Genomic DNA, 13,550 nt, shown 5'->3' on the forward strand with positions numbered 1-13,550 from the left:
GTGGAGGACCCCGACATGGCTGACGACGAGAAGCTCCTGCGGTACCTGAAGCGGGTTACCGCCGACCTCGCGGACACCCGCGAGCGGCTGGCCGCGCTGCGGGAACCGGTCGCCGTCGTCGGCATGGGCTGCCGCTACCCCGGTGGCGTGCGCACCCCCGACGACCTGTGGGAACTGGTCCGCGACGGCCGTGACGCGGTCACCGGGTTCCCCGACGGCCGCGGGATCGACGCCGACCCGCTCGCCGTGCGCGGTGGCTTCCTCGACGACGCCGACCGGTTCGACGCCGCGCTGTTCGGCATCAGCCCGCGCGAGGCGCTGACCATGGACCCGCAGCAGCGCGTGTTGCTGGAGGTCGCCTGGGAGGCGTTGGAGCGCGCGGGGATCGACCCGCTTTCGCTGCGCGGGACTCGGACCGGGGTGTTCGCGGGCGCTGGTGCTTCGAACTACGGGATCGGGCTTGAACTGCCCGAGGGCGCCGAAGGGCACCTGCTCACCGGCAGCGCCGCCAGCGTCGTGTCGGGCCGAGTCGCTTACGCGCTCGGACTTGAAGGTCCAGCGGTCACTGTGGACACTGCCTGTTCAAGCAGCCTCGTCGCGTTGCACTTGGCTGTCAAAGCGCTCCAGGCTGATGAGTGCTCGGTGGCGCTGGCCGCAGGTGTGACCGTGATGGCCGGTCTGGGTCTCTACAGCGAGTTCGGCGCCCAGGGTGGTCTCGCCGGCGATGGGCGGTGCAAGGCGTTCTCGGCTAATGCTGACGGCACCGGGTGGGGCGAGGGCGCGGGTGTCCTGGTGTTGACGAGACTCTCCGAGGCCCGGCGACGCGGGTACGAAGTCTTAGCTGTTGTCAGTGGCACGGCTGTGAATGCCGATGGCGCGTCCAACGGGCTGACCGCCCCGAACGGCCCTTCGCAGCAGCGGGTCATCCGGGCCGCGCTCGCCGCCGCGGGCCTCACGCCGTCCGATGTGGACGCGGTCGAGGCGCACGGGACCGGGACCGTGCTGGGCGACCCGATCGAGGCGCAGGCGCTGGCCGCCGCGTACGGGCGGGACCGGGACGAGCCGCTGTGGTTGGGGTCCATCAAGTCCAACATCGGGCACACCCAGGCCGCCGCGGGTGTCGCCGGGGTGATCAAGTCGGTGCTGGCGCTGCGGCACGGTGTGCTGCCGATGACCCTGCACGCCGAGGAGCCATCCCCGCACATCGACTGGAGCGCCCTGCGGCTGCTGAGCTCGCAGCGGGCCTGGCCCCAGGTCGACCGGCCGCGCCGGATCGGGGTGTCCTCGTTCGGGATGAGCGGCACCAACGCGCACGTGATCCTGTCCGGTGTGGACCCGGCGCCGGTCGCGGCGGGGACCGCGCCCGCACTGGTGCCGTGCCTGGTGTCGGCGCACACCCCCGAGGTGCTCCGGGAGCAGGCCCACCGACTCCTCGGCTCGCTCGACGGGTCACTGCTCGACCTGGGGCACACCCTCGCCACCGCGCGCGCCGCGCTCGAGCACCGCGCGGTCGTGCTGGCCGCCGACCGGGACGGCCTCGTCGACGGGTTGCGCGCCATCGCCGCTGGTCGACCGGCGGGAACCGTGGTCACCGGCACCGCGGACGACGGCCGCACCGCCTTCCTGTTCACCGGGCAGGGTGCCCAGCGCGCGGGCATGGGCGAGCAGCTCGCCGCCGCGTTCCCCGTGTTCGCCGCCGCGCACACCGACGTGCTGGCCAGGTTCGGCGAGCTCGGCGACCTGGACCGCACCGAACACGCCCAGCCCGCGATCTTCGCCTTCGAGGTCGCGCTGTTCCGGCTGTTGGAGTCCTGGGGCGTCCGGCCCGACTACCTCGTCGGCCACTCCATCGGCGAGATCGCCGCCGCCCACGTCGCGGGCATCTTCACCCTCGACGACGCCTGCACCCTGGTTTCCGCCCGTGCCCGGCTCATGGGAGCCCTCCCCGAGGGCGGCGCCATGCTCGCCATCGAGGCCGCCGAGTCGGATATCGAACTCCCCGAGGGCATCGACCTCGCCGCGGTGAACTCCGATCGGTCAATTGTCGTATCGGGGGATCGTAGGATTGTTCAACAGTTGAAGGACAGGATTGTTGATCAAGGTCGCCGGGCCAAGGACCTCGCCGTCTCGCACGCGTTCCACTCTCGGCTGATGGACCCGATGCTGCCCGAGTTCAGGGCGGCGTTGGCCGGGGTCACCTTTGGCCGGGCCACCCTGCCCGTGGTGTCGACGGTGTCCGGTGAGCTGCTGGTCGAGGCCACCGCCGAGTACTGGGCCCAGCAGGTGCGGGAACCGGTGCGCTTCGCCACCGCGGTCGAGTGGTTGCGTGCCGCCGGGGTCACCCGGTTCGTCGAGGTCGGCCCGGATGGCGTGCTCGCCGCCATGGTCGACGGGGCGGTGGCGCTCTCGCGGCGGGACCGCGACGAGGTCGACGCGCTGCTCACCGGTCTCTCCCGCGCCCACGTCGCGGGTGTGCCCGTCGACTGGCGGTCTGTGTTCGAGCCCTGGGGCGGCCGGGTCGTGCCCCTGCCCACCTACGCCTTCCGCCGTGATCGCTACTGGCTCGCCGCCGCACGGGGCACCGACACCTCGGATGTCGACACCCGGGACAGCGACTTCTGGGCCACCGTCGACCGCGCGGACCCGACCGCGCTCGCCGCGACACTGCGCACCGACGAGGCCGCCGTCCGCGCGGTCCTGCCCGCCCTGCTCGACTGGCGCCGCGGCGTCCGGGACCGCGCCGAGGTCGACACCTGGTCCTACCGCGCCACCTGGACCCCGCTCACCGGTCTGACGCCGCGGCCGCCGGGCACCTGGCTCGTGGTCGTTCCCAGCGCCAAGGCCGACGACAAGTCGGTGATCAGCACGGTTCGAGCGCTGCGCGGCCACGGCGTCGACGTGGTCGAGTTGCCGTTGGCGCGCACGGAGGTGGACCGCTGGTCGGTCGCCGCGCGGTTGCGCGACATCGCGGGCATGGCCTTCACCACCGTTCTCTCACTGCTAGCCGACGACGACGCCCCGCACGCCGAGTACCCGCCGATGAGCGCCGGGCAGGTGGCGAACCTGATCCTGGCGCAGGCACTCGGCGACGCGGCCATCGACGCTCCACTGTGGCTGGTGACCAGGGGTGCCGTGTCGATCGGCCGCGCGGACCGGCTTACCGCACCCGGCCAGGCGCAGCATTGGGGGATGGGGCGTGTCGCCGCCCTGGAGTTGGGCGATCGCTGGGGTGGCGTGGTCGACATGCCCAACCCGGACGCCCGGGCGGCCGCCGCGCTGCTGGCCGTGGTCGCCAGTGGTGAGGACCAGGTCGCGATCCGCTCGACCGGCGTGTTCGGCAGGCGCCTCACCCGGGCGACACCGCCGCTGGGGGCGCCCTGGACACCGCGCGGAACCGTCCTGGTCACCGGTGGAACAGGCGCGTTGGGCGGGCATGTCGCCCAGTGGCTCACCGAGCGCGGAGCCGAGAAGGTCATCTTGGCCAGCCGTGGTAGCGCCGAGTTCGCGTTGGATGTGGCCGACCGCGAGCAGGTGACTGCGTTCCTCGCCGAGCACGAGATCGGAACTGTTGTCCACGCCGCTGGGGTTAGCGATCTGGTTCCGTTGACCGAAACCGGACTTGCCGAGTTCGCGGATGTCTTGCGCGCCAAGGTCGAGGGCGCCGCCCTGCTTGACGAGCTCCTCCCTAACGCCGAGTTCGTGTACTTCTCCTCCGTTGCCGCCACCTGGGGTGGGGGAGGCCAGGGCGCCTACGCAGCAGCGAACGCCTACCTCGACGCGCTCGCGGAGTCCCGGCGCGGCAAGGGTTTACCCGCGATCTCGGTCGCCTGGGGACCGTGGGAGGGCGCTGGTATGGCTGCCCAAAGCCACGACCAGCTCCTGCGCCGAGGCCTGCGCCCCATGTCCCCGGCGAAAGCGCTCACCGCGCTCGGCCGCGCTCTCGACAGCCGAACCGACCTCACCGTGGCCGACATCGACTGGACCACTTTCGCCCCCGCGTTCACCAGCACCCGCCCAAACCGGCTGCTCGCCGATCTGCCCGAGGCTGCCGACACCACCCCCGCCGACGCGGGCGATCTGCGCGCCCAGTGGCTGACCCGCCTCGCCGACCTGCCTGAAGGCGACCGCACCGGCGTCCTGCTCGACCTGGTCCGCGCCGAGGTCGCCGCTGTCCTGGGGTATCGGGGATCGGACGACATCGGCGCGCAGTTGCCGTTCAAGGACTTGGGCATCGACTCGCTCACCGCCGTTGAGGTCCGCGACCGGCTCGCCGCCGCGACCGGCCTCACCCTCACCGCGGGGCTGGTGTTCGACTACCCGAAGCCCGCGACCCTGGCCGAGTACCTGGCCGCCGAGCTGACCGGCACCACGCGCCAGGTCGAGGCCACCGCGCGGGTCGCCGCCGACGAGCCCATCGCGATCATCGGTATGGCATGCCGGTTCCCCGGCGGAATCGCAACACCGGAAGACTTGTGGCAGCTGCTACTGGCCGGGGAAGAAGCCATCTCCGCGTTCCCCACTGACCGCGGCTGGGACCTTGAGGAACTGTTCGCCGAGGACGCTGACGGTGGCACGTCCTACGTCCAGGCGGGTGGGTTCCTCCACGAGGCAGCGGATTTCGACCCCGCCTTCTTCGGGATCTCCCCGCGCGAGGCCATCGCGATGGACCCGCAGCAGCGGCTCCTGCTCGAAACCGCTTGGGAGGCAGTGGAACGCGCGGGCATCGACCCGCACGACTTGCGCGGGAGTCGAACCGGCGTGTTCGCGGGCAGCAACGGCCAGGACTACAGCTACCTGTTGCTCAGCGCCGAGGACGACGTCGAGGGGCACCTGCTCGCGGGTGCGACCGCGAGTATCCTGTCCGGGCGGATCGCGTACACCCTCGGGTTCGAGGGGCCGGCGTTGACGGTCGACACCGCGTGCTCGTCCTCGTTGGTCGCGCTGCACTTGGCCGCCCGATCACTGCGATCGGGCGAGTGTGACCTCGCACTTGCGGGCGGGGTGTCGGTGATGTCAACGCCCGGCCCGTTCGTGGAGTTCAGCCGATTGAGCGGACTCGCCCAAGACGGGCGGTGCAAGGCGTTCGCCGATGCCGCGGACGGGACCGGGTGGGGTGAGGGCGCAGGGCTCTTGCTGGTCGAGCGGCTCTCGGACGCGCAGCGCAACGGGCGCAAGATCCTGGCCGTCGTCCGTGGCAGTGCGGTCAACTCGGACGGTGCTTCCAACGGGCTGACCGCGCCGAACGGGCCGTCGCAGCAACGGGTCATCCGCGAAGCGGTGGCCGACGCGGGCCTATCACTGTCCGATGTGGATGCTGTCGAGGCGCACGGGACCGGCACGACCCTGGGCGACCCGATCGAGGCTCAAGCACTGCTGGCCACCTACGGGCGCGACCGCGAGCGCCCGCTGCTGCTGGGCGCGGTGAAGTCCAACCTCGGGCACACCCAGGCGGCGTCCGGAGCGGCTGGCGTGATCAAGATGGTCATGGCGCTGCGGCACGGGGTCCTGCCCAAGACACTGCACATCGACGCCCCCACCACGCAGGTCGATTGGACCGCGGGCGCGGTCGACCTGCTCACCGACACCACCACGTGGCCCACCACCGGGAAACCGCGCCGCGTGGGTGTGTCTTCCTTCGGCGCCAGCGGTACTAACGCGCACCTCGTGATCGAGGAGGCAGGGCATGTCCCGAGTGATTCCCCCGAGCAGGCCACCACACCGCCCGGACGGCCCCTGCCCTTCGTCGTGTCGGCTCGCTCGGAGCAGGCCCTGCGTGCGCAAGCCGAGGCACTGCGCGCGAACCTGACCGACGCTTTGCCCGACATCGCGCACACCCTGGGTAGGCGCAGCAGTTTCGAGCAACGGGCCGTGGTTGTCGCTGATTCCGCGGACTCTTTGCGCGAGGCGCTTTCCGTGCTCGTTGACGGAACCCCGCACCCTGCGGTGACCGTCGGCAAGGCGAGAGCGGCCAAGGTGGCCTTCGTCTTCCCCGGTCAGGGGTCGCAGTGGGCGGGGATGGCGCTGGACCTGTTGGACGAACCGGTGTTCGCCGACCGGTTCGCTGAGTGCGCCCACGCTCTGGCTCCGCACGTCGACTTCGTGCTGACCGAGGCGCTCGCCGACGAGGACGCGTTGGCCCGGGTCGAGGTGGTGCAGCCGCTGCTGTGGGCGGTAATGGTGTCGCTCGCCGCACTGTGGCAGGCCCACGGTGTCACCCCGGCCGCCGTGGTCGGGCACAGCCAGGGCGAGATCGCGGCCGCCGCGGTCGCGGGTGCGTTGAGTCTCGCCGATGCCGCCACGGTTGTCGCGTTGCGCAGCCAGGCCATCACAGAACTCGCCGGGCAGGGCGGGATGGTGTCGATCCCGCTACCCGAGGCCGCTGTTCTGGATCGGATCGCTGGCTGGGGTGAGCGGATTTCAGTCGCAGCGGTGAATGGTCCTGAAGCGACGGTCGTGTCCGGTGAACCGGGTGCACTTGACGAGCTGCTGGTCGAGTTGACCGGTGACAACATCCGGGCCCGGCGCGTGCCGGTCGACTACGCGTCGCACTCCGCCCAGGTCGATCGACTGCGCGAGCGGATCATCGCTGCGCTCGCGGGGATCAGGCCACGACGATGTGCGATCCCGTTCTACTCCGCCGTGACCGGCGACATCCTGGACACCACTGTGCTGGATGCCGAGTACTGGTTCACGAACCTGCGTGAGACGGTCCGGTTCGAGGCCGCCACCTCCGCGTTGCTGCGCGATGGTCACACGCTGCTGGTCGAGTCGAGCCCGCACCCGGTGCTCACGGCCGCGGTCCAGGACGCCACCGCCATCGGAACACTCCGTCGTGATGATGGCGGGCGAGCGCGGTGGCTGACCGCGCTCGCCGACGCCCACACTCGTGGTGTCGCGGTCGATTGGCGGCTCGACGGGCGGTTCACCGACCTGCCCACGTATGCCTTCCAGCGCCAGCGGTACTGGCCCAAGGCGCGGACCGAAGTGCCCGCCGCGGTGAGCAACCCGGGCGAGGCACGGTTCTGGGCGGCGGTCGACCGGCAGGACAGCGCGGCGGTGTCGGAAGCGCTGCGGGTACCCGCAGCGGCTGTGGAGTCCCTGTTGCCTGCGTTGTCCAACTGGCACCGGCAGGTTGGCGAAGAGTCCGCTGTGGATGCTTGGCGGTACCGGATCCGCTGGTCCGCGGTCGACACGGTCGATGAGGTGCGCGACCCGCTGCTGACCGGTAGGTGGCTGGTCGTGGTCAGCGCGGCCGTGGCCGATTCGCCGATCGTCAAGGCGATGGTGGGCGCTGAGGTCCTTGTCGTCGACCCGACCGAGGAGTCCTTCACCCGGCAGCTGCACGGCTACGAGGTCGATGGGGTGCTGTCGCTGCTGGCGCTCGACGAGACCCCGCACCCCGTGCACGCGGCGCTGCCGGTCGGGCTCACGGCGACGTTGTCGCTTCTGCACGCGGTGGTCGAGACGGACATAGCTCCACTGTGGTGTGTCACGCAAGGAGCAGTCGGGACGACGGGGGAGGTTCCCGCGAACCCGGCGCAGGCGCAGGTGTGGGGGCTCGGTCGGGTCGCGGGTTTGGAACACCCCCGGCAATGGGGTGGGCTGGTCGACGTACCGGTCGGCTTCGATGACCGAGCTGCCGCCAGGCTCGTCGGTGCGCTGGTCCGCACGGACGACGAGGACCAACTCGCGGTCCGGGCCGCGGGCACGTTCGCCCGACGACTGGTGCGGGCGGCGACGGGCTCCGCGGCGCCGACGCGGTCGTGGCGGCCCGGCGGAACCGTGCTGGTGACCGGGGGAACCGGGGCGATCGGCGGGCACGTGTCGCGGTGGTTGGCCGCCAACGGCGCTGAACACCTGGTGCTGACCAGCCGTCGCGGCCCGGACGCGCCGGGTGCGCGGGAGCTGGTCGCCGAACTGGCGCAACTCGGTGCCCGGGTCGACGTCGTCTCCTGCGACCTGGCCGACCGCGCGGACGTGGCGCACATGCTGTCCGAGCTGGACAGTCCGATCACGACGGTCATGCACACCGCGGGCATGGGGACCCTGGCGCCGCTGGAGTACACCAGCGTCGCTGACCTGGCGCACCTGATCACCGCGAAGGTGGCCGGGGCCCGCCACCTCGACGAGCTCATCGACCCCGCCCAGCTCGACGCGGTGGTCTACTTCTCCTCCATCGCGGGCGTGTGGGGGGTGGGCAGGCACGGCGGGTACGCCGCGGGGAACGCCTACCTCGACGCGCTCGCCGAGCACCGGCGCAGCGAGGGCGTGCCAGTGCTGTCGGTGGCGTGGGGGCCGTGGGACGGCGGCGGGATGGTCGCACTGACCGCCGTCGAACCCATGCTGCGCCGCGGCGTGCCGCTGATCACCCCCGGCCCGGCCATGGTGGCCCTGCGGCAGGCGCTCGACCACGGCGACACCTTCGTCGCCGCCGCCGAGGTCGACTGGGCGCGGTTCGTGCCCGCGTTCACCTCGCTGCGGCCCAGCCCGCTGCTCGCTGAACTCCCGGAGGCCGCGCTGCCCGTCGCGACCGCGGTCGTGCCCGCGGAAGCGGCGGCCGACTTCCGCTCGCGGTTGGCTCGTCTGTCCGAAGTGGAACGCTCGCGCGCCCTGCTCGACCTGGTCCGCGCGCACGCCGCCGTGGTGCTCGGCCACACCGGTTCCGCCGCGATCGAACCCGACCGGGCCTTCCGCGAGGTCGGCTTCGACTCGCTCACCGCCGTCGAGCTGCGCAACCGCCTCGCCGCCGAGACCGGGCTGACCCTGCCCGCCACCCTGGTCTTCGACCAACCCAACCCGACGGTCCTCGCCATCCACCTGCGCGGCCTGGTCCTGCCGGAGGCCACCGCGGACGACCTCCCGTCCATGGCCGAGCTCGACCGCATCGAACTGGCCCTCGCCACCCGCTCCGACGACGACATCGCCCGGGTCCGGGTGGTCATGCGCCTGGAGTCCCTGCTGGCCGCCCACCGCGGGTCGGGCAGGACTGGCGGGAACAGCGCGGGCGGGAACGGTGCGGGCGGCGACCTGCTGGACCGACTCGGATCGGCCACCAACGACGAGCTGTTCGACCTGGTCGAGAAGGACTTGGGGCTGACATGAGCGAGAACGGCACCCCCGCGGAGCGCAAACTGCGGGACTACCTCGGTCGGGTCATCGCCGAGTTGCACGACACCCGGGGTCGGCTGCGGGCGGCCGAGTCGGCCGAGCAGGAGCCGGTCGCGATCGTGGCCATGAGCTGCCACCTGCCGGGCGGGGTGTCCTCGCCCGCGCAGCTGTGGCGGATGTTGGTCGACGGGGCGGACGGGGTCAGTTCGTTCCCGACGGACCGCGGGTGGGTAGGCGACACGCTGACGCACCCGGATGGACACACCTCGACGGAGTCGGCGCAGGGCGGGTTCCTGCACGACGCCGGGTTGTTCGACCCCGGGTTCTTCGGGATCAACCCGCGTGAGGCGCTGGCGATGGACCCGCAGCAGCGGCTGGTCCTGGAAGGCACCTGGGAGGTCGTCGAGCGGGCGGGCATCCACCCGAAGTCGTTGCGGGGCAGCCAGACCGGGGTGTTCATCGGCACGAACGGGCAGGGCTACGGCGCGGGCATGCAGGCGGGCATGGCCGGGTCGGAGGGGTACCTGCTGACCGGCGGTGCGACCTCCGTGGTGTCCGGCCGCATCGCCTACACCCTCGGGCTTGAGGGTCCGGCGGTCACTGTGGACACCGCGTGCTCGTCTTCGTTGACGGCACTGCACCTGGCCAGTCAGGCGTTGCGGTCGGGGGACTGCACGCTCGCGCTGGTCGGCGGGGTCACGGTCATGCCGCACCCCACCGGGTTCCACGAGTTCAACCGGCAGCGCGGCCTGTCGTCCGACGGCCGCTGCAAGGCTTTCTCGGCACGTGCTGACGGCATGGGGATGGCCGAGGGCGCGGCGATGATCCTCGTGGAGAAGTTGTCCGACGCGGTCCGCAATGGACACCCGGTGCTGGCCGTGGTGCGCGGGTCCGCGGTGAACCAGGACGGCGCGTCGAACGGGCTCACGGCGCCCAACGGGCCCGCGCAGCAGCGGGTGATCCGAGCGGCCCTGGCCAACGCGCGGCTCTCACCGGAGGACGTCGACGCGATCGAGGCGCACGGCACCGGAACCGCGCTCGGCGACCCCATCGAGGCGCAGGCGCTGCTGGCGACCTACGGGCAGGACCGGGACCGGCCGCTGTGGCTCGGGTCGCTGAAGTCCAACATCGGGCACACCCAGGCGGCGGCCGGGGTCGCGAGCATCATCAAGATGGTGCTCGCCCTGCGGCACGAGCTGCTGCCCCGGACCCTGCACGTCGACGAGCCGACCCCGCACGTGGACTGGTCGGCTGGCGCGGTGGAGCTGCTGACCGAGGCTCGCGAGTGGCCCGCGGGCGAGCGGGTGCGCCGGATCGGGGTGTCGTCGTTCGGGATCAGCGGGACGAACGCGCACGTCATCCTGGAGGAAGCCCCCGTCGCCGAGCTCACCGCCCGCGCTGCCGACTCGCCGCCGGTCGTGCCGCTCCCGGTGTCCGGGCGCACGGCGGCCGCGTTGGCCGCGCAGGCGGACCACCTGTCCGATGTGGAGGGTGAGCTGGTCGACCTCGGGTTCTCGTTGGCCACGACCCGGCAGTCGTTCGAGCACCGCGCGGTGGTCCTGGCCGGAGACCGGGACGCCGCGGTGGCCGGGTTCGCGGCGGTCGCGACCGGCGAGAGCAGCCCGGACGTGGTGCGCGGGGTGGTCGAGCCGGGGTTGACCGCCGCGCTGTTCACCGGGCAGGGCGCGCAGGTCGCGGGGATGGGGCGGGAGCTGCACGAGACGTACCCGGTGTTCGCGCAAGCGTTTGACGCGGTGGCCGAGCGCATCGGGCTGCCACTGCGCGAGATCGTCTTCGGCGACTCGGGCACGCTCGACCGGACCGACCACGCCCAGGCCGGGCTGTTCGCGGTCGAGGTGGCGCTGTTCCGGCTGCTGCAGTCTTGGGGTTTCGCGCCGGACCTGCTCGTCGGCCACTCGATCGGCGAGATCGCGGCCGCGCACGTCGGTGGGGTGCTCTCGCTGGACGACGCCTGCACGCTGGTCGCCGCGCGCGGTCGGCTGATGGCCGCGCTCGCCCCCGGTGGTGCCATGCTCGCCGTCGAGGCCACCGAGGCCGAGCTCGACCTGCCCCCGGGGGTGGATCTCGCTGCGGTCAACGGCGATCGTTCACTTGTCGTATCGGGGGATCGTAGGATTGTTGAACAGTTCGAACGTAGGATTGTTGAACAACACCGCCGGGTGAAGCGGCTGACCGTCTCGCACGCCTTCCACAGCCACCTGATGGACCCGATGCTGGACGAGTTCGCCCAGGTCGTAGCCGGGTTGGTGTTCCAGCCGCCGGTGATCCCGCTGGTCTCGACGGTGGAGCTCGACGCCGATGTCGCGACCCCGGGGTACTGGGTCCGGCAGGTGCGCGCGACGGTCCGGTTCCACGCGGCGGCGACCCGGCTGCGTGAGCGCGGTGTGACCCGGTTCGTGGAGTTGGGGCCCGACGGGGTGCTGAGCGCGCTGATCGGCGCGGGTGCTGTGCCGGTGCAGCGATCCGGGCGGCCGGGGGTTGAGACGCTGGTGCGCGCGGTGTCGCGCCTGCACGTCGCGGGCGTCGACCTCGACTGGTCCGGCGTGTTCGGGCCGTGGGACGCGCGCGTGATCCCGCTGCCCACCTACGCCTTCCAGCGCCAGCGGTACTGGCCCGCTCTCAACGCGGCGGGCGATGTCACTGCGGCGGGCCTCGCAGGCGCCGACCACCCGCTGCTCGGCGCGGCGGTGTCGCTCGCGGGCAGCGATGGCCTCGTTCTCACGGGTCGCCTGTCGGCATCCACCCAGGACTGGCTGCTCCAGCACCGGGTCCACGGCGCCGCCTTGCTGCCGGGAACCGCGTTCGTCGACCTCGCACTGCGGGCGGGCGAGCAGGTCGGCTGTCCGGTCGTCGACGAGTTGACCCTCAGCGCCCCGTTGGTCGTACCCGATCGAGGCGCGCTCCAGCTCCAGATCGAGGTGGGTCCGTCCGAATCGGACGGCACCCGGCCGCTCGCGGTGCATTCCCGTCCGGAGGGCGGTGGCTGGACCCAACACGCCGTGGGCACACTCGCCCCTGCTCGCGCGGGAGGCGCTGGGCTCGAAAAGTGGCCACCCGCGGAGGCTGAACCCGTTGATGTCACGGGGTTCTACGAGGTGATCCAGGCCGCGGGCCTTGAGTACGGCCCGCTGTTCCAAGGTCTGCGGGCGGCGTGGCGGCGGGGTCGGGAGGTGTTCGCCGAGGTCGCGCTGGAGGGCGACGGCGAGCGGTTCGGCGTGCACCCCGCCCTGCTCGACTCGGCGTTGCACGCGATCGCCGTCGGTGGGCTTCTCGACGGCACTGAGGTTCGGTTGCCGTTCAGCTGGTCCGGCGTCGCCCTGCACGCGGTGGGTGCGACGTCACTGCGGGTCCAGTTGACCCCGGCCGGGCCGGACACGGTGTCCCTGGTGGCCGCCGATGGCACGGGTGCGCCGGTCATCACCGTTGACGCACTGACTCTGCGGCCTGCTGCCGTCGCGGAGGCAGGTCCCACCCCGCGCGACACCCTGTTCCGGGTCGACTGGGTCCGCCTCGACGGCGGCGAGATCATTCCGTGGACGCTGGTGTCAGAGCTCGACGAGCTCGGCGACGTACCACCGGTGGTCGCGGTCCGGGTCGGCGGCGATGGCATCGCCGCCGCGGCCGGGAGGGCGTTGACGCTGGTCCAGGCGTGGCTGGCCGAGGACCGGTTCGCCGAGTCGCGGCTGGTCTTGCTGACCGGTCAGGGCGTCGAGTCCGCCGCGGTGTGGGGTTTGGTGCGGGCGGCGCAGACCGAGCATCCCGGCCGTTTCGTCCTGGCTGAGGCCGAGGAGCCGTTCCCCGGTCTGGACACCGATGAACCGCAGTTCGCGGTGCGCGACGGCATCGTTCACGTACCACGGCTGGTGCGGGTCCACACCGGACGCGAGCCGGTGCGGTTAGCCGGAACGGTCGTGATCACCGGTGGCACCGGTACCCTCGGCGGGATCATCGCACGGCATCTGGTGAACCAGCACGGCGTCCAAGACATCCTGCTGTTGAGCCGCCGTGGCCCGCTGGCCACCACCGACCTGGCGGACTTGGACGCGCGAATCGAGACCGTCGCCTGCGATGTGGCCGACTTCGAGAAGCTGCGCGAGGTCCTTAGTGGACGTGATATCGCGCTGGTCGTGCACGCGGCCGGGAGCACGGACGACGGCATGGTCGAGCACCTCACCCATGAGCGGCTCGATCCCGTACTGGCCAAAGCGCATGCCGCCCTGCACCTAGACGCACTTGTGGACGACGGCGTCCCATTCGTCCTCTTCTCCTCCGCGGCAGCTACTTTCGGTGCGGCCGGCCAGGCGAACTACGCCGCCGCGAACGCCGTTCTCGACGCGGTGGCACGCCGTCGCCCGCACGCGGTGTCGGTCGGATGGGGCCTGTGGGAGCAGGCGAGCGGCATCACCGGACGACTCGACGAC

The 13,550-nt window shown here is 71.8% G+C and carries 2 protein-coding genes (1 of these 2 running past the window's edge); both read left to right on the forward strand.

Features of this window, described 5'->3' with window-relative positions:
- Positions 1-9,102: a type I polyketide synthase gene (locus tag LV75_RS06125; RefSeq protein ID WP_372504143.1), complete on the forward strand. Its 9,102-nt coding sequence runs from the start codon at positions 1-3 to the stop codon at positions 9,100-9,102.
- Positions 9,099-13,550, forward strand: partial view of a type I polyketide synthase gene (locus tag LV75_RS06130; RefSeq protein WP_253885668.1) — the 5' end (the start) only. Its footprint extends 5,553 nt past the window's final position; the window shows 4,452 of its 10,005 coding nt (coding positions 1-4,452); it begins with the start codon at positions 9,099-9,101; its stop codon lies beyond the right edge, outside the window. Before LV75_RS06125 ends, LV75_RS06130 begins: the two co-directional genes overlap by 4 nt.

Source organism: Actinokineospora diospyrosa, from assembly GCF_024171925.1.
GTDB classification, from domain to species: Bacteria; Actinomycetota; Actinomycetes; order Mycobacteriales; family Pseudonocardiaceae; genus Actinokineospora; species Actinokineospora diospyrosa.